Consider the following 23,090-nt stretch of genomic DNA (forward strand, 5'->3'; position numbering starts at 1 on the left):
CGTGGTTGGCTTGCCAACTGCAGGGCTACCGTTCGCGCCAGCGGGCCGGAGGCCTTAAGCCCGCCCTGTACTGCGAAGCAGTCAGGGTCGGGTAGTTTACTTTGAGATACACCCGCTAGCCAGAGCCGGATCCCTGAGGTAGAGTAGTGGATATCGAGCCTCGATCATCTACCGCAGTTGGGTCTCGCATTGAGTCTTGCCCAGAAAGTGTGTAAAGTGGTAGACGATGTGGACTTCGGCTGTATCATGTCTTCCCAGAGTCCGCGATTGCCAGGCTCGTTGTTGAGGTAGGCAGTTTGTCGCTTCTATGAGGACACTTCTACAGCCAAAAAGGTGTGAGGAAAAGAACAAGGAGAGAAACATGCCCGCGAAACACGCGAACTACTGGAAAACGCTGCTGGCTGGCACCCTGGGCGCAGCAGCGATCCTGACCCCTGGAGTGGCTTATGCCCAAGCTACCGGGCCGGTCACCTCCATCTCTGAGCTTTCGGATGTGCAGCCCACCGACTGGGCCTTCCAAGCCCTGCAATCCTTGGTGGAGCGCTACGGTTGTATTGCCGGCTACCCTGACCGCACCTTCCGCGGCAACCGGGCTATGACTCGCTTTGAGTTTGCCGCCGGTATGAACGCCTGCTTGGATCGCATCAATGAGTTGATTGCAGCCGGTTTGGCCGACAAAGTCTCCAAGGAAGACTTGGCCACGCTGCAGCGCTTGCAAGAAGAATTTGCTGCCGAGCTGGCGGCCCTGCGCGGGCGGGTGGATGCCCTGGAAGCCGATGTTACTGATTTGAAAGGGAAGGTCTTCAACCCGGTTACCAAGTTGAATGCCCAAGTCATCGCCGCTGTTGTAGGCAGCGCTCTCACGGAAGACAGAGTTGTTGATGGGAAGGTAGTAGCAGAGCAAAACCAAGCCAACATGACTCTTCCCTATCGGGTACGCTTGAACTTCGATGCTTCTTTTGTGGGTCGCGATCGCCTGCGCATTCGTCTCCAAGCTCGCGATGCTGTGACTGAGTTCTTTGAGGGGGATCCCGGCCTTGGCTTTGGCGGTGGTGGCGGTGGCACTTTCACCCTGGCCCAGCTAGTTTATCAATTCCCTGCTTTCGACCGCGCTGCTACTATCTACACGGGCATTACGGGTACGGGAGTGGGGAGCGTTCTGCAGTACAGCACGCCCTTTGATGCCCTGTCGGACTTTGCCGATGCTCCCAAATCTACGGCAGATGTGCCCAGCGGAACCCTATTTGGTTTTCGCTACCGTTTGAGCGACCAGTTTCGTTTAGCCTACGCCTACAGCACCAGAAGAGGGCAAGCTCTGGGGAGAGGCTTTGGCGACAGTGGCTTGACAGGTGATGATAGCGCCCACGTCGTTGAGCTGGGCTTCTTGCCGAACGAAAACCTGGAGATCTACCTGCAGTTTGCCAGTACCTATCTGCAGCAAGCAAATGACGGCCCCACCTTCCTGGCCACGGGTAAAAGTCTCTTCCGCGGGCCGGTAAGAGGAACGCAGGTCGATGTCTCTGCGCGGGTAAACGCCTTTACAGTCGCAGCCAACTGGGAGCTTAGCCCTCGAATTACCGTATCCGGCTGGTTTACGGCTGGCAATGTGGATTACAACCTGCCCAATGTGGTACCGGCTGGCACTGTGGATCCGGGTGATGAAGACTTTAATGGTTTCCTCCTTGGCTTTGTTTTCCCCGACCTCTTTGTGGAGGGTGCCACAGGCGGGATTGTATTTGGGCAGCCAATCGTGACCACAGACAACGACGGAGTGTGGGATACTCGCCCCTTCGTTGTGGACGTCTACTACAGCTTCCCGGTCAACGAGTACATTACTCTAACGCCTGCTGCCTACTTTGTGAGCAACCCCAATGGCGGCAGACCCGGAGACAACGACCCAACCATTGGCGTGGGGGCTTTGCGAGCTGTGTTTACTTTCTAGTTCTTAAAATCCCTGCGCTGACATCCAAGTTGCTAAGTAGGGATCCACTGGGTTGGATCCCTACTTTCTTACATCAGCCCCTCTGGGGGGATGAAAGCCTGGGCTTGACGTCAAGCTTGGGACAAAGCTAGGGATTACAAAAGGCACACTGAGCGGGATCCGCCCAGGGCTCTGCCACAGGCTCGGTGTGGGTGTGGGAACAGCGAGCACAGCCATATACCCAAGCCTTGGCCACGGGGGTGGGGGCGCCACATTGGCCGCAGGGCAGTCCAGAGATCGAGCGGATCCGCCAGTAGCCGGGAGTGCCGCAGGCCGGGCACAGGCTTTGGGCTTTGGCGATTAGGTTTTGGGTGGCGGCTGCGATGACTTGGAGCCGGGTTGGGTTGCACATGGCCCGCATGTCGGTTTCCAGATGCAGGCCACCCTGCCGAGCCAGCAGCTCCCCCACCACCTGCTTCAGGGTTGCTTCGTCTTGGATTCCTTTGTGGATAACCTGGGGCTTTTCTGGCTGGTCGAGGGCGATCAGAGCGTGCTGGGGAAAACCCGCCCTTTGGGCAAAGTCCAGCGCTTCTGCCCAGCTCTGCACCCAGCGATGGCTGAAATTGGTTTGGGTGCTCTCTGCATAGCCGACCAGCTCCAAGGGCTCCGCGCCGGGTTCAAAAACCCTGAGCATGACCCACTCCTGATTCCAAGGGATCCAAGGGATCTGGGGGTGGGGGCCAAAGGATCCCTCGCTGGCCAAGCCCAGAGCTTCAGGATGATCCTGCAAAGCCCTTGCAATCTTCAGGCGCAGAGTGTGGATGGGATCCCCCGGTCGGGGCCGCTCCCGCGAGAAGGTGCCCAGTTGGTCGGTGTCGAAAGCTACTACTTGAACTTGGATCCCCAAATGTTCGGCCAAGAGAGGGCCGATGACCTGCTCTTTGCGATGCATGGTTGCCAAGTAGGCGACCCGACCCTTCCATTGCATAGACTCAGACTTAACCTAGATCTGGCAAACGGATCCCGCAGCTTTGTGGCTCAGGCCAATTGGGGTTACTCAAACCAGGGGACTGGCCTCGAGCGGCAAGCCCAACTGGGCAACAGCCTCGGCCAAAGCCACCTCACGGCTGTCCACAAACCGCTCTGGGGACAGTGGCAGATGCAGGCTTTCTAGGCGCTGCCGGATCCGGCCCTTGGCCCCAACAATCCACACCTGTTTGCCCCGATCCAGGGCCTCGCGGATGGCATTTTCCAAGGATAGCGTCGCCGAAACTCCCAGCATCGGCACATCTGATAGATCCACCACCAGCGCTTGGCAGGAGGCCACCGCCTGATGTTGGCGGGAAATGGCTTGGGAAACCCCGAAGATCATCGGCCCGCTCAGGTAAAACAGCAACACCTGCCCGCATCCCTGGCGCAGCAATTCCCTCTCACGGGGAGTGAGATCCACCGCATCATCGGCATCGGTAATGGCTTTCACCTCTTCGGAGTGGATCTCGCTGAGGCGTTGAATGGTGAGCAAGTTGGCCACAAACACTCCCACTCCCACTGCAGCGATGAGATCCACAAACACCGTCATGAACATCACTCCGTACATGATGGCTGCCCCTTTGAGGGAAAGGCGGTGGGCCCGCTTGAGGAAGCTCCAGTCGAGGATATCCACCCCCACCTTAAAGGCGATCCCTGCCAGCACCGCCATTGGGATCCCTTGCGTGAGGGGAGCGGCAAACAGCACCACCATCAGCAGGATTAACGCTCGGGTAATGCCGGCTAGAGGGGTACGTCCGCCCGACTGGATGTTCACCACTGTGCCCATGGTGGCGCCGGCTCCCGGTAAGCCCCCCAGGAAGCCAGAGACAATATTGGCGATCCCCTGCCCGATCAGCTCTTGGTCGGAGTCGTGGCGGGTGCGGGTGAGGTTATCGGCAATGACTGCCGTCAAGAGGGTGTCGATGCAGCCCAGCATCCCCAGCACCACCCCATCCAGCACCAAGTTGGCCAGGGAAGCAAAGGGCAACTGCGGCCACTGCAACTGCGGCAAACCGGTGGGGATAGGGCCAATGCGCCGCAAATCCCAATCGGCCATGAACAAGCTGGCCGCCAGCGTGCCCACGAGCAAAGCCACCAACTGCGGCGGCACCACCCGTCGCCAGGGCTTGGGATAGCCAAAAAGGATGGCAAGCGTCAGCAGCCCCAGCCCCAGCTCTGGCATCTTGAGGTTGAGCAGGTAGGTCGGCAGGTTCTCCACCGCCCCAATCACTCCCCCCTGGCTGGTGTGGCCCAGCAGCGGCGGGATCTGCAGCAAAATCATGATCCAGCCGATCCCGGACATAAAGCCGGAAATAACGCTGTAGGGCATGAGGGTGATGTACTTGCCCAGTTTCAGGGATCCAAACAGGATCTGAAATAAGCCCCCCAGCATCACCACGGTGAAGGCCGGCCCCAGCCCCTGCTCCGGGTAACGAGCTGTAACATTAGCAACCACCGCCGTCATCATCACAGTCATCGGCCCGGTGGGTTCGGAGATGAGCGTGGGCGTACCCCCAAACAGAGCCGCAAAAAAGCCCACGCATACTGCTCCGTACAAGCCCGCCACCGGCCCTGCCCCCGAAGCCACCCCAAAGGCCAAGGCCATCGGCAAGGAAACAATCGCCGTCGTCAACCCGCCGAAGAGATCCCCGCGCCAGTTGTCTAGGCTCAGACGTCGGTGCCAATCCAGAAATCTCTTGCCGCCGGACTGTTGTTCTTTCGCTTGGCTCAGCATGCCCCAAAGCCCTCCACGCTATGGGCAGCCTATCATTGAACGTTACTATAGAGATCATGCTAGAGAATAGATTTTCTTCTATAGTTTCCCTCAAGGATTCCCCTCCAAGCGAGGGCATGGGGCTTGAGCCGGTAGAGTTGTGTAAACTACCCGACACCCGCGCTATGCGCAGAGTGCGAGCTTTATCCCAATCCCTAGCGGCCCCAGAGGACAGCTAAGTTTCGGAATTTCGGGCGAGTTTACAGTCGCCCCAAGAAGAGAGATTACTTGAGCAGCGTTATGGTCAGCATCCCCTTCCCACCCGCAGTGTCCACACTTGAACGACTTACCATTGCGGTAGGACTTACCCCGCTCAGGGTGGATGTGCAGGCATTTGTGGCAGGTCTGACTGGTGTAGGCAGGCGGCACCAGCACCACAGGCACTCCAGCAATGGCAGCCTTGTAGGCTACAAACATCCTGAGCTGGTAGAACGCCCAGTTGTTAGTCCTGCGCCGCTCAGCCTTACTTCGAGACTTCTGATTCAGGCAATCTCTGATGCCTGTCAAGTCTTCAAAAGCCAGTGCCGCACCAATAGCCTGGGCATCCCTGACCAAGGTTTTGCTGATGTTGTGGTTCAGCCATGTCTGGTAGCGCCGTTCTCTCCCAGAGAGCCTACGAAGCAGTCTTCTAGACGACCTCGTGCGTTTGGATTGAACCTTGGCGCGTACACGGCTGAACCGGTCGCGGACGGCCTGGATGTGTTCTCCACCCCAAGAGCGTCCGTTACTAGCGGTGGCGATATCCCGCCTGCCCAAGTCAACTCCGATTACCTTAGGAGTCTTGCCAGTTGGGGGAGTGTCCAACTTAACCGCAATGTTGATGTAGTACTCCCCTTGCTTGGTCTTGGACAGAGTAGCGCTTGTTGGCTTCTGGCCCCGCAGAAGCGCTATCTGATAGCCGCCGATCTTGAGCTTGAGCCGAACCCGTCCACTCATCAGTGTTACACCAACAACCTGTTCGGACTCTCGGTACTCGAAAGTACGTACATCCAAAGTCAGGCTGGTGGGGCGAAACTTGTGGACTTGTTTCACCGCTTTGGCGTTGCTAATCACACGGCGGAGTGCCTGACAGACGTGGTTGGCTTTCAACCCCGTTGCTGCTCTTACCGGTCGATAGACCAAGTGGTGCAGTTTGGCGGTATTCCAGCACTTTTCACGCTTAGCGGTGTCGAGGATCTGGTTGCAAGCGTCAGCAAATCCCTGCAAGGTGCGGTCAATCTCTTGACGCAACTCTTGTGGGACTATCAGCTTGCAACGTACAGAGATGGTCTGGCTCATGGGCTTATTGTAGTTCATCCAGGTTTTGTCCCAGTACACTTATATGGAGGCGGGCTTTCCTCCCGGCACCAAGCCTGCGGCTATGGTGCGGCCTCCAGCCCGAAAATAGGTGAGAGTAGTCCACATAGCGATGCCCATTGCTGTCCAGGTGGAGAATATCGGCAAATCGGTGGTTCCAGAGAATCTCATCGGCCAAGTAGGAGTGGCGAGCATAGATGGTTTGGGAAAAGGTATCGTCGATGCCGGTCAAGGTGACGATCAGCTCCGCTTGGCCCATCTGTAAATCTCGATCCATGAGGCTGTAGAGAGGGCCGCCGATGAACCACTAGGCATCTCCTGCTGGAAGTCAGCCGGCCTTCACAAAGGGCGAATGGTAGACTAGGAGTACAAAAATTCTTTGCTTAACTCAATCACCCTCAGTCTGCCACGGTCAGGGTTTACTTCCCGATAAACTTCCATTAACCCACTGCGCCAAGGCCGACTGGGATCCCTTACGGATAACCCAACCCCATGAGCGACAACGAATCGACGGCGCGCATCATCTCCACCGACCTGCAGCGGGAGATGTCGCAGTCCTACCTGGAATACGCCATGAGCGTCATTGTCGGGAGGGCTTTGCCAGATGCGCGGGATGGCCTGAAGCCGGTGCACCGCCGCATTCTCTACGCTATGCACGAGTTGGGCCTGACGGCGGATCGCCCCTTCCGCAAGTGTGCCCGCGTGGTGGGGGATGTAATTGGGAAATACCATCCCCATGGGGATCAGGCCGTCTATGATGCGCTGGTGCGCATGGCTCAAGATTTCTCCATGCGGGAGCGGCTGGTGGATGGGCATGGCAACTTCGGCTCTGTGGACAACGATCCGCCGGCAGCCATGCGCTATACCGAGTGTCGGCTGACTGCCTTTGCCCAAGAAGCCCTGCTCCAAGATATTGACGCCAACACTGTCGATTTTGTCGGCAACTACGACGGATCCCAGCAAGAACCCCTGGTGCTGCCAGCGCGGATCCCGCAACTGCTCTTAAACGGCTCTTCCGGCATTGCCGTGGGCATGGCCACCAACATCCCGCCCCACAACTTGGGCGAATTGGTGGACGGCCTGATCGCCCTCATCCACAACCCCAACCTGACCAGCCTGGAGTTGATGCAGTGGATCCCGGCTCCTGACTTTCCCACCGGGGCGCTGATCATGGGCCAAGAGGGTATCCGCGAAGCCTACACCACCGGGCGCGGCTCCATCACCCTGCGCGGAGTGGCCAGGGTGGAGACGATCGAGCAGCGGGGCCGACCGGTTCGGGACGCCATCATTATCACCGAACTGCCCTACCAGACCAACAAGGCAGCCATGATTGAGAAGATCGCCGAGCTGGTCAACGAGAAAAAACTGGAAGGCATTGCCGACATCCGCGACGAGAGCGACCGCAGCGGCATGCGGGTGGTGATCGAGCTAAAGCGGGATGCCCAGCCGCAGGTGGTGCTCAACAACCTCTACAAGCAAACCCCCCTGCAGGCCAACTTCGGGGTCAACATGCTGGCCATCCTCAACGGCGAGCCGCGCACCCTGACCCTGCGGGACGCGCTGCAGGCTTTTCTGGATTTTCGGGAAGAGGTGATCGAGCGGCGCACCCGCTACGAGCTGCAAAAAGCCGAAGAGCGGGATCACCTGCTGCAGGGCTATCTCTTGGCTTTGGGGCAGTTGGATCGGGTGATTGCCCTCATTCGGGGAGCCGCCGATACCGCCACAGCCCGAGAGGAATTGCAGGCGGTGTTGGGCCTGAGTGAAGCCCAAGCCGACGGGATCCTGCAGATGCAACTGCGCCGCCTCACCGCCCTGGAAGCGGAAAAAATCCAGGCCGAGCACGAAGACTTGGTGAGGCAAATTGCCGACCTGCGGGATATTCTGGCCCGCCGAGAACGGGTGATGCAGATCATCAGCGAAGAGCTGCAGCAGCTCAAAGCCCGCTTTGCCAGCCCGCGCCGCTCCCGCCTCTGTTTGGAGGATGGGGAGCTGGGAACGGACGATCTGATCGAAAATCGGGAGACGGTTATCTTTCTAACCGAGCAGGGCTATATCAAGCGCATGGGCCTTGAGGAGTTCCAGGTGCAGGGGCGAGCCACCCGCGGCAAAGCCGGCGCCCGCATCAAAGAAGACGATGCCATCGAACAGTTTTTTGCCTGTCGCAGCCACGACACCATCCTCTTTTTCACCAATCGGGGCGTAGTCTATACCCTGCCCGCCCACCAGATCCCCCAGGGGAGCCGCGCCGCCCGCGGCAGCGCCATCGTTCAGTTGCTGCCGATCACTCGGGAAGAGCGGGTTACTTCCATGGTGCCCGTAAGCAAGTTCAGCGAGGACGAATATCTGGTGATGCTGACCCGCGGGGGCTACATCAAAAAAACGGCCCTCAGCGCCTTTGCCAATGTGCGCTCCAACGGCCTGATTGCCATCTCTCTGGAAGAAAACGACGAACTGCGCTGGGTACGCCGCGCCCGCTCCAGCGACGATGTGGTGATGGCAACCCGCCAAGGCATGTCCATTCGCTTCCGGGCGGATGACGAGCAACTGCGCCCTCTGGGACGGGCCACCCGGGGCGTGCGGGCCATGACCCTCAACTCCGGCGATGACATCGTCAGTATGGATATTATCTCTGCCGAGTCGGTGATGGCTGCCGAACAAGAGGGGGAGAGGCTGACCAACCCTTGGGTGCTGGTGATCACCAAAGAAGGGCGGGGCAAGCGCTCGGCCATCGACCATTTCCGCCAGCAAAACCGCGGCGGCAAGGGGGTGATCGCCACCAAGTTCCGCCAGGCGTCGGACGAGCTGGCGGCCCTGCGCATCGTCAATGCCGAAGACGAGATCCTGTTGGTAACCGCCAGGGGCATTGTCATGCGCCAGTTGGCCAAGGCCATTCCCACCCAATCCCGCGAGGCGACAGGAGTACTGGTGCAACGCCTGGATCCCGAAGACAGCATCGTGGGGGTAACGGTGGTACCCGCCTCTTTTGTCGGGGATCCCGCCGCAGCCGAGGAAGAGCCCCCGGATGAACCCTCGGAAGAAAGCTGTTGATCTGAGGCCCCAGCTTCAGTCTCTGATATAGGGGATTCCAGGTACGGCATTTGCCGCCGCAGAGGGGTGGGATCCCGTACCGAGGGGGGTAAAGATGGGGTGTTACCTTTGGAATAGCCCAAATTCCGGGAACGGCAAAGGCCTGTGGGATCAGGCCGAGCGGCCCGGTTGGGATGGCATCTGCTGTGTTTGTGGAGCTGGGTTACTCCATGGCGAGCCCGTTGAACTTCATCCCTGGTTTTGAGGCAGTGCAAACTCCGAGCCCCGACAACCGGCTCTGGCAATACTTGCAGTCTCAGGATCCCAGTGTCTTTCAGGATATTGCCCGCAACTCTTCCCCGGAAGTGCTGGAGATCTTGGGCCACAACATCCGCAGCTTGGTGGGGAGCTTGCCCTCCGATCAATTCGGGGTTCAGATCATTACCAACCGCGAGAGCCTGGCGAAAATGCTCTCCGGCGCGATGATGGGCGGCTATTTTCTGCGGGTGATGGAGCAGCGTCTGGCCCTGGAGCAATCCTTGGGCAGCTCGCCCGCTTCCGACTCTTCTTCTCAGCCGGAGGCCGACCATTCTTAGCCGCCCGAGTTTGAGCTGCTTTCCGCCGGGAGCTGTTGCAGATCAGACGTTGAGTCCATCGAGTTCGGGCTGGGAAAGATGGGATCCGAATTCGAGCGTGCGCCCCGGCGGATCTTGGTTTGCCCGGATAGCTTTAAGGGATCCCTAACAGCCACGGCGGCGGCAGAGCACATAGCCCATGGGATCCAACAGGTGCTGCCGGAGGCCGAGGTGGAGCGGCTCCCCTTGGCCGATGGGGGAGAGGGCACCCTAGAGGTATTGCTGCCGACGCTGGGGGGAGAGAAAAAGGGTCTGTGGGTCACCGGCCCCCTGGGGGATCCCGTCTGGGCGGAGTACGGGGTGGCAGGAGAGCTGGCCCTGTTGGAGCTGGCCCAGGTGGCTGGCCTGACCTTGGTGCCACCGGAGCGGCGGGATCCCACCCGCACCACCACCTACGGCCTGGGGGAGCTGCTGCGGGCCGTCTGCCGAGAGCCTATTGCCGAGATCTGGATAGGACTGGGGGGATCCGCCACCGTGGATGGAGGGGCGGGCATGGCGCAGGCATTAGGCTATCGCCTGTTGGATGGAGCTGGGGATCCCATCGGCTGGGGTGGGGCGGAGCTGGCCCGGCTGGCGCGCATCGAGCCCCCCGAACAGCCTGTTTGGCAGGGGAAACGGGTCCGCGGCCTCTGCGATGTGCAAAACCCCCTCACTGGCCCGTTGGGAACCGCCGCCGTCTTTGCCCCCCAGAAGGGCGCCACCCCTTCCCAGGTGCAGCAGTTGGAGCAGGCGCTGCAGCAGTGGGCTCAAGTGGTGGAGCGAGATTTGGGCCGGGCAGTGGCCGGGATCCCGGGGGCCGGAGCCGCAGGGGGAGCGGGAGCAGGGTTGGTGGCTTTTTTGGGGGCCACTCTGGAGTCCGGGATCCGCTTGCTGGCCCAGCAATTGGCCCTGCCGGAGCGCATCCGCCGCTGCCATCTGGTCGTCACCGGAGAGGGCTGCCTCGACGAACAAAGCACGATGGGAAAGGTGGTGGGGGCCGTGCTGGAGCAGGCTATCCAAGCCCAAAAACCCCTGCTCATCCTCTGTGGCCAGGTGACTCCGGCAGCGCGCGCTGGGTTGGCAGCCCAGCCTCTTCCCCTTCGGGTTGGCGCCCTGTGCGACCGGATCCCCGATGTGGCAGAAGCCCAACGGCAGGCTGGCCGATACCTGGAGCAGATGACGGCCCAGGAGCTGAGAGATTTTCTGGAGCAGGATGCGGGGATTGGCCGGTTATAATGGCTTAAATCATCGTGTTTCGTAGGACATCATGGCCAGTATCGAGTTCTCCCCCGGCATCCAAGAGGTGCCCACCCAGGTGCGAGTGCTGAAATCCAAGACCGGCAACCGGGGATCCGCGATTTTCCGCTTCGAGGATCTAAAATCCGATACGCAAAACATCCTCGGCATGCGGATGATCGATGAGGAAGGGGAGCTGACCACCCGCAACATCAGGGCCAAGTTCCTGAACGGGGAATTCAAAGCCCTGGAAGTGACCTACGACATGGAAACCGAGGCAGAGTGGGATCGCTTCCTGCGCTTTATGGAGCGCTTTTCGGCGGCCAACCAGATGGGCATGGCCTAGTTTCCACCTCTCCCTCCTCAGCCCTTGGATTTTTTGCTGCCTTTGCCGGACTTGCTCTTGGCTTTGGGCTGGGCAGGAGCGGATTCCTTGGGCTTTTCCAACGGGGGGCGCTGTTTGTGCCAGTCGGTGCTTTGCTCGTAGGCATAGGCCACGCGGAGCACCTTGCTCTCCTGTAGGGCGTTGCCCACAATTTGCAGGCCAATGGGCAGGCCATCGGCAAACCCGCAGGGCAGGCTCAATCCCGGCAATCCCGCCAAGTTCACCGGGATCGTCATCAGGTCGCACAGGTACATGCTGAGGGGATCCTCCCGCTCGCCGAGCTTGAAGGCTGGGGTGGGGGTGGTGGGGCTGACCAGCACATCCACCTTCTCGAAAGCCTTGAGGAAGTCCTGCTTGATGAGGGTGCGCACCTTCTGAGCCTTGAGGTAGTAGGCGTCGTAGTACCCCGAGGAGAGGGCATAGGTGCCGATCATGATGCGCCGCTTGACTTCTGGCCCAAAGCCGTGGGCGCGGGTCTTGCCATACATGGCCAGCAGCGAGTCGGCAGGTTCCCGCAGGCCGTATTTCACCCCGTCGTAGCGGGCCAAATTGGCAGAGGCTTCCGAAGGGGCAATGATGTAATAGGTGGCAAGGCCGTAGCGAAAACTGGGGCAGTCGATCTCCAGGATCTCGGCCCCCAGTTCCTGCAGATGTTGAATGGCCGCTTGCACGGCAGCGCGGGTCTCCTCGCCGCATCCTTCCCCCAGCAAGTCGCGGATCACCCCGATTTTGAACCCCTTGATGTCCGGGATCAGAGCCTGGCTATAGTCCGGGATATCCACCTTCAGGCTGGTGGAGTCCATCGGGTCATGGCCGGCGATCCCCTGCAGCAGCAGGGCCACATCCTCCACCGTGCGCCCAAACGGCCCCACCTGATCCAAAGACGAAGCAAAGGCCACCAGCCCGTAGCGAGACACCAGCCCGTAGGTGGGCTTGAGGCCCACCACCCCACAAAAAGCTGCCGGTTGGCGGATGGATCCCCCCGTATCTGAGCCCAGGGCCACCACCGCTTGGTCGGCAGCCACCGCCGCCGCCGATCCCCCAGAGGATCCCCCTGGCACCCGCGTCAGATCCCAGGGATTGGCGGTGCGCTGAAAGGCGGAGTTTTCCGTGGAGCTGCCCATGGCAAACTCGTCTAGGTTGGTCTTGCCCACCGTCACCATGCCCGCAGCCGCCAGCCGCGCCGTCACTGTTGACTCGTAGGGGGGAATGAACCCCTCCAGCATCCGGGAAGCGCAGGTGGTGCGGATCCCTTGGGTACAGAGGTTGTCTTTGACAGCTAACGGGATCCCGGCCAAAGGGCCGATCGCCTCCCCGGCCCGAATGCGGGCGTCCACCGCCCTGGCCTGTTGCAGAGCCAGTTCCTCGGTCACAGTAATAAAGCTCTTGAGCTGCGGCTCCAGTTGGGTGAGACGCTCCAAGTATTCGCGGGCGATCTCCTCCGCCGAGCGCTCTTTGGCTACCAACTGGCTGTGTAGGGCGCGAATCACAGACATAGGCAAACTCGCAGGGAATGGCAAACGCCGATGAGGCCAGACCAAGTTCCCTCTAGACTAATCCAGATGGGATCCCTTCCCAACCCTAACTCCCTAAAGATCTCGTGGATCTCCCTCTCTTGCTAGGAGAGGATCTAGGGATGATCACATCAGCAGCGCCGAGCGCCTGGGCTGTTGGCAGTCAACGCCGTTCCAAAAAATCGCGGCGCAGATCCCGAATCTCCTGCCGCATCTCCCGCATCTCTTGGGCCATCTCGTCAGTGCGCCGTTCCAAAGCTTCGGTGCGGCGCTCCACAGCTTCCGTGCGCCGTTCAATGGCTCGGGTGCGCTCGTCAAAGCGATCCAGCGCCTCCCGGAAAAACTGTGCCAGCATCGCCTGCCCTTCCCGCAGCTCTTGGATCAAAACCTGCTGGTTTTGCTGGGCAGCTTGCAACTCCTGGACGGCCCGAATCAGCCACTGCTCTTGCTCAGGTGTCATGGTTACCAAGGCGCTACAGAACAAGGAAATCCTACCACCCTAAATCTCCTCCTGGGAGAAGGATCCGGGGATGGTTACACTAGCAACGCAGAGCGCTTGAGCCCAAGTTACCGCCGTTCCAAAAAGTCGCGGCGCAGATCCCGAATCTCTTGCCGGATCTCTCTCATCTCCTCCGCCATCTGGTCGGTGCGCCGTTCCAGTGCTTCTGTGCGCCGTTCGATGGCTCGGGTGCGCTCGTCAAACCGATCCATTGACTCGCGAAAGAACTGCGCCAGCATCGCCTGTCCCTCCCGCAGCTCTTGAATCAAAACCTGCTGGTTTTGCTGGACAAGACGCAGCTCCTGCTGGGCAGCTTGCAATTCTTTTTGGGAGGCTTGCAGCTCTCTTTGGGAGGCTTGCAACTCTTGGATGGCTTGAATCAGCCACTGTTCTTGCTCGGGCGTCATGGTTACTGAAGCACTACGGAATAAGGAAACCCTACCACCCCTCTCCTGCTGGGAGAGGGGCCAGGGGTGAGGGCGATGGAGAGTAGGGAACTCGAATCCCTGACCTCTGCGGTGCGATCGCAGCGCTCTACCAACTGAGCTAACTCCCCGTAGCTTTACCAGAATAACCCGAATCCGCAGCCAAGATCTCCCCCGCCTGTAACTCCAGCTTGGGAAAGACCTTTGAGGATACCGGATCGGATCCCTTCAGCTCCAGCACATCGTACCAGCCTTCGTGGAGCAGCAGCAGGCTTACTTTTTCTTCCAGCGGATCGACAATCCAATACTCGCCAATTCCCAAAACGCAATACTCTGCTTGCTTGGCCCGGTAGTCTGCTGCCTGGCTCGACTCACTCACCACCTCCACCACCAGTAGCGGCGGCGGATCCTCCAGGCGAATCAACGCCTCTCTGGATCCCATCTCCTGCCACTGCTCCAAAGGCAGCACCACCACATCCGGGATCCGCACCGTAGCCCACCGATTGCCCCGCGGAGACTGGATCCCCAGACCTCCCTGTATCACCGTCCAGGGCAACTGCTGCCGTGCAATCTCTGCCTCGAAAACTCGGCTGAGAAAGTTTTGAATCTGCACATGCCGTCCGGTTGGAAGAGCCATGGGCACCAACTCCCCTGCCACCAGCTCATAGCGGGTATCACTGCCATCCGAATAAGCAAGGTATTCCGCCAAACTCAGGCGAGCTCTTGATGGTGCAGAAACGGATCCCATTGCCAAAGCCATAAACCGTCTCGGCCAAAAGTCTCTTTGCTGCCATACTAGCCTTGTCATCTCGCACAACCCCTCTCTTCTTCTGGGAGCAGGGCTGTGAGCGCTCGGTCTGTTGGCAGTCAACGCCGTTCCAAAAAATCGCGGCGCAGATCCCGAATCTCTTGCCGGATCTCCCTCATCTCTTCCGCCATCTGGTCGGTGCGCCGTTCCAGTGCTTCTGTGCGCCGTTCCACAGCTTCCGTGCGCCGTTCAATAGCCCGGGTGCGCTCATCAAACCGATCCATTGACTCGCGAAAGAACTGGGCCAGCATCGCCTGCCCTTCCCGCAGCTCTTGAATCAAAACCTGCTGGTTTTGTTGGACAAGGCGCAGCTCCTGCTGGGCAGCTTGCAACTCTTGGATGGCGCGAATCAGCCACTGCTCTTGCTCAGGTGTCATGGTCGGCGAGGGTTACAGAAGAATAAAAAAATCCTATCACCCTGCATTTCTCCCTGGGAAAGGGGCTGTGAGCGCTCGGTCTGTTGGCAGTCAACGCCGTTCCAGAAAATCGCGGCGCAGATCCCGAATCTCTTGCCGGATCTCCCGCATCTCTCGGGCCATCTCGTCAGTGCGCCGTTCCAAAGCTTCTGTGCGCCGTTCCACAGCTTCGGTGCGCCGTTCAATAGCCCGGGTGCGCTCATCAAACCGATCCATTGACTCGCGAAAAAACTGGGCCAGCATCGCCTGTCCTTCCCGCAGCTCTTGAATCAAAACCTGCTGGTTTTGTTGGACAAGGCGCAGCTCCTGCTGAGCGGCCTGCAATTCTCTCTGGGAGGCTTGTAGCTCCTGGATGGCTTGAATCAGCCACTGCTCTTGCTCAGGGGTCATGGTTGCTGAAGCACTACAGAATAAGGAAATCCTACCACTGCCAATTCTCCTCTCACCCTGGGTGAGGGCCTCAGCAGCGCGGAGCGCTCGAACACCCCCTTGGGCCACCCAAAACAAAAACCCCTCTCTCTTTGGAAGAGGGGCTGGGGTTGAGGACGGAAATTCAAGCTCGATCAGTAAAGGGCTTCTTCTTGGTGGGTGATGATGGTGCAGTCGGAAGTAGGGTAAGCCACACAGGTCAGCACATAGCCCTGCTCGATCTGATCATCATCCAGGAAGGACTGATCGCTTTGATCCACCGTGCCGCTCACCAGCTTGCCAGCACAGGTCGAACAGGCACCGGCGCGGCAGGAATAAGGCAGCTCGATCCCTTGCTCTTCTGCCACGTCCAAAATGTATTCGTCATCCGGCACATCGATGGTGACGTTTAAGCCTTGCTCCTCGTTGATCAGAGTGACCTTGTAGGTAGCCATCCTGGTTGGGTCTCCAGAAAAAACATCCACTCCTCATCCTGCCACCCTTCTGCCCCGGATCAAGCATCCTTTTGTGAGGAAATAGGCAAATCTTCCGGTTTTTTCCAGGTGGATCCGCAAAAGCCATGCCGGGCAAGGATTGTAAACTACCCGGCTCCGACCGCTAAGCGGTACGGAGCGGGCTTTCAGTAGCCCTGAGCCTGCTCTGCTCTACCAGAGAACAAAACAGGCCCGAACCTCCAGGCTGGTTTACGACAGCCCCCAAGAGCGCAATCACATTCGCACCATTCAAATCCGCATCCCCTTCCCATCCACAGTGCCCACACTTGAACGACTTGCCACTGCGGTAGGATTGCGCAGGATCGGGATGGATATGCAAACACTTGTGGCAGGTCTGCGACGTGTAGGCAGGCGGCACAAGAATCAGAGCAACCCCCGCACGCAGAGCCTTGTACTCCAGAAACTGACGTAGTTGGTAGAACGCCCAACTGTTGGCCCTGCGCCGCTCGGCTTTGCTGCGTGGCTGTTGATTGACCCTTTCCCGGATCCCTGTCAGGTCTTCCAGGGCGATAGCGCTGTTGGTAGCTTTTGCCCTGGAGACAATAGCTTTGGAGATGCGATGATTGACCCACGCCTGAAAGCGCCTCTCCTTGCCAGACAGCCGTTGCAACAGTTCTCTGCATCTGCGCCGCGAACTGCGTGTGCCCTTACTGGCTTTGCGTTGGAGTACCGCCCTCAACCGGGAGTAGTGGTCTCGGACTCTGTTCAACTGCTGTCCATTCCAATTGTCCCCCTCTGACGTATGGGCAATATCTGTCCTTCCCAAGTCCACCCCGATCACCTTGTCGGTATCTTGTTGCTTGGGTGGTTTTTTCTCTACGCAAATCTGGATGTAGTAGGAGCCATCCTTCCGCTGGACTAGGGTGGCCGATTTGGGGTTAGAGCCAGCCAGCATTCCCCTCTGGTAGTTACCAATGGCTAGCTCAAAGCGTTCTCTCCCTTCAACCGTGGTCAGCGACACCGTCCAGTCTTTCTCGCGGAATGAAAAGATACGCGCGTCGTAGGTAACGAACCTACGCTTGAACTCTTTAACCGGACGGTTGCGCTGTCTCGCCACTTTGCGAGCGCCTGCCACCCGTCTGCACACCTGTTGAGCCAAGTTACTGGACAAGCCGAACCGGGCTCGAATCTCGTAGTAGCAAAGGGACTGCAGTTTGACCGCGTTGACGATCTTCTCCGGCGTGTTCTGGTTGACCCAGTTCAAGGCTTGGCCAAAAGCCTCCATCGTCGCGTCCAATTTGGCGGCTTGCGACGGGAACGCCTTGAGTTTACAGGAGATGGTCAGGACTTCGCTCATAAGTCCATTGTACTTCATCAAAGCGCATTCCTCCCGACACTGACCCTACGGGTACAGTGCGGGGCTCCTGCGATTTCTAGCTGACTGCTCTTCCGGTGGCTCCACCTGCTTTGCTCCCAGAAGCCGCCACCCGACTCCTTCCCGGGACCCTGCCCGGTGTCTGTGACCCACGTCACCTTTGATCTTGTCCAGAAAAAATCGGCAGTACTTGCCAAAGCGGGCTAATGGGCTTGTATGATAAGCAGAGTAAACAGACGAGCCGCTTATCCAAGCGCGTGTGCGTCTTTCCTCGATTGGCTCTTTCCTACGGCCTGGCTTGCCCTGGGCGAGTTGATCGGGTAAGTTAAGGGAAGTGTTCAGCCGAACCCCACTTTTTTGGTTTAAGAGGAGAACAATGAACGGAACAATGCACAAGTGGCTCCTGAAGTCACTCGGGTCTCTGTCTCTGGCTTCCACAGTGGTGCTGCTGCCCCTGCTGCTCACCGGTTGCGGCGAAGAAAGCAGCACCAGCACCGTCACACCCGTGCCGCCCCCACCACCCCCACCGGCTCCCCCGGCTCCCCCGGCTCCGCCGCCACCACCTCCAACCCCTGTTCCTGCTCCCACTCCCACCACTGCTGGCCCCATCAGCGCTCTGCCCACCCAACTGGCTGCTCTCACTGATAAGGGACAAGTCTTCTCCAACCCCACTGTCATTCCCGTTGGCTTTGGCATCCGCCGCGCTGGAGCAGCTGAGAACGTCCCGGTAGGCATCTACTCCGACTACCGAGCGGTGCTTTCCTTCCCCATTCCCGACGACATTCCCAGCAACGCCATCGTGCAGGGGGCGCAGTTGACGCTGGTGCAGTTGCCCTCCAACGACTCGGCCACCATTCCTGGTTTTGGCGACCGGGGGCTGGGCTTCTTCTTCCTGGATCCGACACCGCACAACCTGCCGTCCAACAACGTGGTGTTCCAGGAAGTGACCTTGGGTGCGCCCGACAACGTGGTGTCCAGCGACTTCTTTGCGCCGGCTTCCAGCCCCACCTTTGTGGCTCTGAGCATCAGCGGCAACGTGCTGGGCAACGATGTGTCAGCGGGGCCGCGCACGGCGGATGTGGGGCCTGGGGTGCAGCGGGCGGTGTCAGGCTCCGGCTTCTACCAGGTGCGGCTGCAGTGCGCCAAGGAGGTGTGGAATAACCAGGCCACGTCAGTATTCGCCACCTTAACTGCTTCCTCTATCGCCACAACTTCTATAAGTGCTTCTGGAGCACCTGCATTTAACGCGGCTGCTCCTGTGGCAGTAGAGTTCACTGGGTCCGTTCAGGTACCTCCAGCTACCAGTGCAAGCACCTATCAAGTTAACTTCGCCAACCCAGCCACGCTCACGATTACCCTCCTGGCCACCAACCCAGTTACGGTAAGCTTCAGTGCTGCAGGAAGCACCTTTACTGCTTTCCTACCCACTGGTCAGACTACCATTACGCAGAGTATTCTACAGATAGGTAACCTTGTTGGTGGTGGCTTCACACTTACCGGTCCGGCGGTTACTAATCTAGATCCTGTAAACCCCCAAAACTTCAGTGCCTCTTTCAGTCAGCTCACTGGCCCGGTCAACCTGACTCTAGTCCTCCCCAACCAAACTTTCTCCTACTCGGCCACCTTCACTGCCAGCTTTACCTCCAGCGGCACGGTGGCAGGCACGCCGGCCAATGCGGCTGGTTTCGAGATTAGCCAGGGGGCTACGGGCACCTGCCGGGCCGAGTTCGACAAAGAGCCGGCTACAGGCACGGGTGCTTCCCCCATCACCACGGCTCGCGGGCCGCGGCTGGACATCACCTTCACTGTCCCGCGCTAGTCGGCAGGCTGTTTAACCCCTCTGCGGGCCTGAAAGTTCAGGCCCGTTTTTTTCTCGCGGAACTCAGATGGGTGTAGGATTAGAGGTTATGAAATCTAGGGATCCAGGCCAAGTGACACCCGATGCGCTGATAGCTACTTTGGAAGTGGCCATCCGCCACCATCAGGCGGGGGATCTGCAGCAGGCGGAGGCGGCCTACCGGCAGGTGCTGGCTCTCCAGCCCGACCAACCGGAGGCTCTGCATTTTCTAGGCATCCTCTGCTACCAAACGGGCCGGCTGCAGGAAGCGGCAGCTCACCTGGCCAAGGCCACGCAGCTGCGGCCAGAGCAGGCAGCCTTTCACAGCAACTTGGGCGCTGTATATCAAGCGCTGGGCAAGCTGGAAGCAGCTATCGAATGCTACAGCCAAGCGGTGGCTCTGCAGCCCGATTACCTGCAGGCCTTCTACAACCTAGGCCTCTGCCACTTTCAACTGGGCCAGTATGACCAAGCCGAGGAGTATTACCGGCGGGCCCTGGCCCTGCAGCCCCAGGATGCCCAGAGCCTGACGGAGCTGGCCCAGATCTACCGACAGAAGGGGTGGCCGGCAACGGCCATCGACCATCTAGAGCAGGCGCTGGCGCTAGAGTTTACCCCAGAGCGGGCGCAAGAACTGGCAGAGCTCTGCCGCGAGGCCGGGCAGTTGGAGCGCTCCGCTGAGCTCTATCGGCAGCTCCTGGAGCAGGATCCGCAGCAAGCGGCCTTGCACAATGGCCTGGGCTTGACCTTGGCAGAGCAAGGGAACTGGGAGGAAGCTATTGCCGCTTTCCGTCAGGCGCTGGAGCTGGATGGGCACTTGGTGGAAGCTCACATCAACCTGGGCACTGCTTTGCTGGAGCAGGATCAGCCGGAGGCGGCCATCGAAGCCTATCGGGCGGCTTTGGCGCTGCAGCCGGATCGCCCGCGGGTTTACTTCAACCTGGCCACAGCCTATCGCAAGCTGAAGCAGCCGCAGCGGGCGCTGGACTACTACCATGTGGCCCTTGGCCTGCAGCCAGACTACGCCGAGGCCCATCGCGGCTTGGCCAACCTTCTGTCAGATCGCAAGCTGCGCAAGGTGTTCTCCAATGGACTGCTAGACAGCATGGCCCACCTCAGCCGCGCTCTGGGCGTGCGGCCCAACCTGGCCGAGGCCTACTTCGAGGCCGGGTGTCTGCTATTGGATCAACTGCGGTTTAAGGAGGCCATCCCCCTGCTGGAGAAGGCGCTGGAGTACAAGCCTGACTTTGCCCTGGCCTACAACAACCTGGGCCTAGCCTATCGGCATTTGAACGAGCCGGAAAAAGAAGAGATCCAATACCGGCAGGCGCTGGTGCACGACCCAGAACTGGGAGAAGCCTACTGCAACTTGGGGCTGTTGTTGCAAAGCCAGCACCGCAACGAAGAGGCCCTGCCGGTTTTGCAGGAGGCCGCCCGCCTCAAGCCGGACTTCCTGGATGTTCACCGGGCCCTGGGATCCGTTTACAAAGAGTTGAACCGCCTAACCGAGGCGCTGGAATCTTTTCAGCGCGCCCTGGAGATCAACCCCGAGGATCCTTCCACCTATGCAGGGTTGGCAGGCACCTTCCTCCAGCAATGCCGCCACGAGGAGGCCATCAAAGCCTATCGCAAGTCGGCCAAGCTGGCTCCGGGGGTGATCGCCTTCCACGGCAACATCCTCATGGGCCTGCACTACGCCCCCGATTTCGACCCCGAAGAAACCCTGCGGGAGCACAAAAAGTGGGGGGATGCCACCCAAGCCTCGGTGGCCCATCTGCGGCGGCCCTACCACCGGGATCGGGATCTGAAGCGGCCTCTGCGCATCGGCTACATCTCCGGAGACTTTAAGCTGCACTCCGTGAGCATGTTTTTTGAGCATGTCTATAACCACCACAACCACGAGCGCTTCCAGATCTACTGCTATTCCAACGGGCCGTATTCGGACATTGTGACCGAGCGGATGAAGGAAAAGGCCGATGCCTGGCGAGACATCCACAAGATCCGCTCCGATGTGGAGGTGGCCGACCTCATCCACGAGGACAAGATCGACATTTTGGTGGATCTGGCCGGCCATACGGCCTACAACCGCTTGGGAGTGCTGGCCCTCAAACCTGCCCCCCTCCAGGCCACCTATCTGGGCTACCCCAACACCACCGGCCTGACCTTGGTGGACTACCGCATCACCGATGCCTACGCCGACCCGCCGGGCATGACGGAGAAATACCACACGGAAAAGCTGATGCGCCTGCCCAAAAGCTTTCTCTGCTACAACCCTGTGGATATCTTTCCGCCGGTTTCCGAGCTACCGGCTCTGTCTGCCGGCTACATTACCTTTGGCTGCTGCAACAACCCCACCAAAATTACCCCCAACGTGGTGGCAGTGTGGGCGGAGATCCTCAAGAGGCTGCCCAATGCCCGCATCCTGCTCAAAAACATGCGCTACACCGACCGCAGCGTCTGCGAGATCTTCTGGGGGCACTTCGAGCGGCACGGGGTGGAGCGGCAGCGGGTGCATCTGGTGGGAGATCGCCGCAGCATTCCAGAGCATCTCCAGATCTACAGTGAGATTGATATCGGCCTAGATCCTTTCCCCTACAACGGCACCACCACCACCTGTGAAACCCTCTGGGGCGGTGCGCCGGTGGTTGTCCTGGCGGGGAATGCCCACGTCTGCCGCGTGGGGGTCTCCATCCTCACCAACGTGGGGCTGCCGGAGCTGGTGGCCCAAACCCCAGAAGAGTACGTGGAAATTGCCGTGAACCTGGCCACGGATCTGGAGCGGCTGCGCCATTTGCGCCACAGCCTGCGAGGCATGATGGAGAAATCGCCCCTGCGGGATCCGCAAAGCCATGCTCGCGCTTTGGAGCGGGCCTATCGGCAGATGTGGAAAAACCTGGTGGTCAGCGGTCAGTAGGTTCCTCGGATTCCGAAGGAGCCACCTGCTCGAAAATGTCCCACAGCTTGGCGGCCACTGTTGCCCATCTCAGCTCCTTGGCCTGTTCCAACCCCTTGGCAATGAGGGGAGAGCGTACCGGGTAGCTCTGGATGCGCTGCAGGGCTTCTGCCAGTTCCCGCACCGAGCCTTGGCAGAGCAGGGCTGTCGGGTTTTGCAAGGGATCCTTATCTTTTTTCTCTCCAGAGGCAGTTGCCGACTCCGAGCCGGAGGCATTTGGCTGCTCATCCCGGTAATGCACCACAGGACAGCCGCAGGCCATCGCCTCAAGGGGGCTGCTGGGCCGAAAGGTGAAGTGGAAAACCAGCGCCAGAGCCGAGGAATAGGCGCAGGCCAACTCTGGATTGCTCAGGCTGAGGTAGCGAAGGCCTTCTCGTTGGGGCAGTTGCGCTTTGACAGGATCCACCTTCAGAGGACTGGGAAAGGCAAAGACCAGCTCGGTGCGGGAGAGCCTTTGGCCCTGCAGGATCTCCCAAGCTTGGCTGACAGCCTGGATGCCACGGTAATCAGCCAGCTGTTCGGGCAAGACGGCCAAGAAAAAAGGGCGAGTCAACTGAAACTTGCGGCGAAACTCGGCCATGGCATCGGGAGCAGCCGGCTTGGCCCAGCCTTCAATGGCCGGGTAGACTAGCGACATCTGCTCGGGAGGGATCCCGGGGTAGTGGGTTCGGAAGCCAGCCAGCACTTCATCGGAGAAGAAGACGTAGTGGGAAGCAGCCAAGATGGCATTTTTCTTCTCGATGTATTCCGAGTGAAATTGGCTGCCGGCCTCTGCTTCTAGGTCGTAGATGAAGGCGATGGAAGGGGTGGAGATGGGGGTGGTGTAGCCGGTAGAAAGAAACAGCCTGGCCTTGAGCTGGTCGCAGGCGCTCTGCAGGCCGGCGCGATCTTCATCCGCTTCCGCAAAGGCAAAGCGAGGGATCTCGGAAAAAAAAGTTCCCGGCGGCAGCCAAGTTTGCCCGCGGGTGAGCACCACAAACTTCGTTGCCTTCTTGGCCTTGACCCACTCTTCAATGAGGCTCAGCCACAGGTAGGACTGATCCAAAAGTGGAGAGCGAGAAAACCCTTCCGACTGCCAGATAACCCCGTCGATGACGATCATCCCCCACCTCGTCTGA

20 protein-coding genes and 1 tRNA gene are annotated in these 23,090 nt (G+C 59.5%); 7 read left to right on the top strand and 14 right to left on the bottom strand.

Annotated elements, in window-relative coordinates; genetic code table 11:
• The first annotated feature begins 361 nt into the window (after nucleotides 1–361).
• The gene (locus ACVWYZ_RS08540; protein WP_457466797.1) at nucleotides 362–1,942 is read left to right on the top strand and encodes an iron uptake porin; all 1,581 of its coding nucleotides are present in this window, start codon (nucleotides 362–364) and stop codon (nucleotides 1,940–1,942) included.
• 127 nt (nucleotides 1,943–2,069) lie between these two features.
• Here the strand turns inward: ACVWYZ_RS08540 and ACVWYZ_RS08545 are convergent, their stop codons facing one another.
• The 4 genes from ACVWYZ_RS08545 to ACVWYZ_RS08560 all read right to left on the bottom strand — a co-directional run bounded on the left by ACVWYZ_RS08545 (nucleotide 2,070) and on the right by ACVWYZ_RS08560 (nucleotide 6,321).
• On the bottom strand, nucleotides 2,070–2,909 hold the full coding sequence (locus tag ACVWYZ_RS08545) for a DUF6671 family protein (RefSeq protein ID WP_457466798.1): 840 nt from the start codon (nucleotides 2,907–2,909) through the stop codon (nucleotides 2,070–2,072).
• A gap of 69 nt (nucleotides 2,910–2,978) precedes the next feature.
• On the bottom strand, nucleotides 2,979–4,685 hold the full coding sequence (locus tag ACVWYZ_RS08550) for a SulP family inorganic anion transporter (protein WP_457466799.1): 1,707 nt from the start codon (nucleotides 4,683–4,685) through the stop codon (nucleotides 2,979–2,981).
• Nucleotides 4,686–4,847: 162 nt separating this feature from the next.
• Complete coding sequence (locus ACVWYZ_RS08555; RefSeq protein ID WP_457466835.1) at nucleotides 4,848–6,002, bottom strand: RNA-guided endonuclease InsQ/TnpB family protein; 1,155 nt, start codon at nucleotides 6,000–6,002, stop codon at nucleotides 4,848–4,850.
• A gap of 4 nt (nucleotides 6,003–6,006) precedes the next feature.
• Nucleotides 6,007–6,321, bottom strand: a complete 315-nt coding sequence (locus ACVWYZ_RS08560; protein ID WP_457466836.1) for a hypothetical protein — start codon at nucleotides 6,319–6,321, stop codon at nucleotides 6,007–6,009.
• 191 nt (nucleotides 6,322–6,512) lie between these two features.
• Between ACVWYZ_RS08560 and gyrA the strand changes: the two genes are divergently transcribed.
• The 4 genes from gyrA (at nucleotide 6,513) to psb28 (ending at nucleotide 11,243) form a co-directional block, all read left to right on the top strand.
• Complete coding sequence (gene gyrA, locus ACVWYZ_RS08565; protein ID WP_457466800.1) at nucleotides 6,513–9,068, top strand: DNA gyrase subunit A; 2,556 nt, start codon at nucleotides 6,513–6,515, stop codon at nucleotides 9,066–9,068.
• Between the two features lie 209 nt (nucleotides 9,069–9,277).
• Nucleotides 9,278–9,643, top strand: a complete 366-nt coding sequence (locus ACVWYZ_RS08570; protein ID WP_457394414.1) for a DUF760 domain-containing protein — start codon at nucleotides 9,278–9,280, stop codon at nucleotides 9,641–9,643.
• A gap of 78 nt (nucleotides 9,644–9,721) precedes the next feature.
• A complete protein-coding gene (locus tag ACVWYZ_RS08575; protein WP_457466801.1) occupies nucleotides 9,722–10,897 on the top strand; it encodes a glycerate kinase family protein in 1,176 nt (391 codons plus the stop codon).
• Nucleotides 10,898–10,928: 31 nt separating this feature from the next.
• Complete coding sequence (gene psb28, locus ACVWYZ_RS08580) at nucleotides 10,929–11,243, top strand: photosystem II reaction center protein Psb28 (protein WP_011433213.1); 315 nt, start codon at nucleotides 10,929–10,931, stop codon at nucleotides 11,241–11,243.
• A 17-nt stretch (nucleotides 11,244–11,260) separates the two neighbouring features.
• On the opposite strand, the gene gatA is transcribed toward psb28, so the two are convergent.
• From gatA to ACVWYZ_RS08625, 9 genes are all read right to left on the bottom strand, one after another.
• Nucleotides 11,261–12,778 (bottom strand): Asp-tRNA(Asn)/Glu-tRNA(Gln) amidotransferase subunit GatA, encoded by a 1,518-nt coding sequence (gene gatA / locus ACVWYZ_RS08585; protein WP_457466802.1) that lies wholly within the window; start codon nucleotides 12,776–12,778, stop codon nucleotides 11,261–11,263.
• A 181-nt stretch (nucleotides 12,779–12,959) separates the two neighbouring features.
• The gene (locus ACVWYZ_RS08590; RefSeq protein WP_414342514.1) at nucleotides 12,960–13,256 is read right to left on the bottom strand and encodes a hypothetical protein; all 297 of its coding nucleotides are present in this window, start codon (nucleotides 13,254–13,256) and stop codon (nucleotides 12,960–12,962) included.
• Between the two features lie 107 nt (nucleotides 13,257–13,363).
• Nucleotides 13,364–13,702, bottom strand: coding sequence for a hypothetical protein (locus tag ACVWYZ_RS08595; protein ID WP_414342512.1), 339 nt, complete (start codon nucleotides 13,700–13,702; stop codon nucleotides 13,364–13,366).
• A gap of 76 nt (nucleotides 13,703–13,778) precedes the next feature.
• A tRNA-Ala gene (locus tag ACVWYZ_RS08600) sits at nucleotides 13,779–13,851 on the bottom strand.
• Nucleotides 13,842–14,528 carry a Uma2 family endonuclease gene (locus ACVWYZ_RS08605; protein WP_457466803.1) on the bottom strand — a complete coding sequence of 229 codons (687 nt, stop codon included), beginning with the start codon at nucleotides 14,526–14,528 and terminating at the stop codon, nucleotides 13,842–13,844. The genes ACVWYZ_RS08600 and ACVWYZ_RS08605 overlap by 10 nt, the downstream gene beginning before the upstream one ends.
• A 59-nt stretch (nucleotides 14,529–14,587) precedes the next feature.
• Entirely contained in the window at nucleotides 14,588–14,905 is a 318-nt protein-coding gene (locus tag ACVWYZ_RS08610; RefSeq protein WP_011433208.1) for a hypothetical protein, read from the bottom strand.
• A gap of 90 nt (nucleotides 14,906–14,995) precedes the next feature.
• Complete coding sequence (locus tag ACVWYZ_RS08615) at nucleotides 14,996–15,334, bottom strand: hypothetical protein (protein ID WP_457466804.1); 339 nt, start codon at nucleotides 15,332–15,334, stop codon at nucleotides 14,996–14,998.
• 173 nt (nucleotides 15,335–15,507) lie between these two features.
• On the bottom strand, nucleotides 15,508–15,807 hold the full coding sequence (locus ACVWYZ_RS08620; protein ID WP_011433206.1) for a ferredoxin: 300 nt from the start codon (nucleotides 15,805–15,807) through the stop codon (nucleotides 15,508–15,510).
• Between the two features lie 163 nt (nucleotides 15,808–15,970).
• Complete coding sequence (locus ACVWYZ_RS08625; RefSeq protein WP_457466805.1) at nucleotides 15,971–17,164, bottom strand: RNA-guided endonuclease InsQ/TnpB family protein; 1,194 nt, start codon at nucleotides 17,162–17,164, stop codon at nucleotides 15,971–15,973.
• Nucleotides 17,165–17,558: 394 nt separating this feature from the next.
• Between ACVWYZ_RS08625 and ACVWYZ_RS08630 the strand changes: the two genes are divergently transcribed.
• Together ACVWYZ_RS08630 and ACVWYZ_RS08635 are read left to right on the top strand one after the other, a co-directional pair.
• Complete coding sequence (locus tag ACVWYZ_RS08630) at nucleotides 17,559–19,001, top strand: hypothetical protein (protein ID WP_457466806.1); 1,443 nt, start codon at nucleotides 17,559–17,561, stop codon at nucleotides 18,999–19,001.
• A gap of 88 nt (nucleotides 19,002–19,089) precedes the next feature.
• Nucleotides 19,090–21,933, top strand: a complete 2,844-nt coding sequence (locus tag ACVWYZ_RS08635) for a tetratricopeptide repeat protein (RefSeq protein ID WP_457466807.1) — start codon at nucleotides 19,090–19,092, stop codon at nucleotides 21,931–21,933.
• Here the strand turns inward: ACVWYZ_RS08635 and ACVWYZ_RS08640 are convergent.
• Nucleotides 21,920–23,074: a hypothetical protein gene (locus tag ACVWYZ_RS08640; protein WP_457466808.1), complete on the bottom strand. Its 1,155-nt coding sequence runs from the start codon at nucleotides 23,072–23,074 to the stop codon at nucleotides 21,920–21,922. The two genes, ACVWYZ_RS08635 and ACVWYZ_RS08640, sit on opposite strands and share 14 nt — an antisense overlap.
• Nucleotides 23,075–23,090 lie beyond the last annotated feature (16 nt).

It is taken from the genome of Thermostichus sp. MS-CIW-37 (assembly GCF_054060065.1).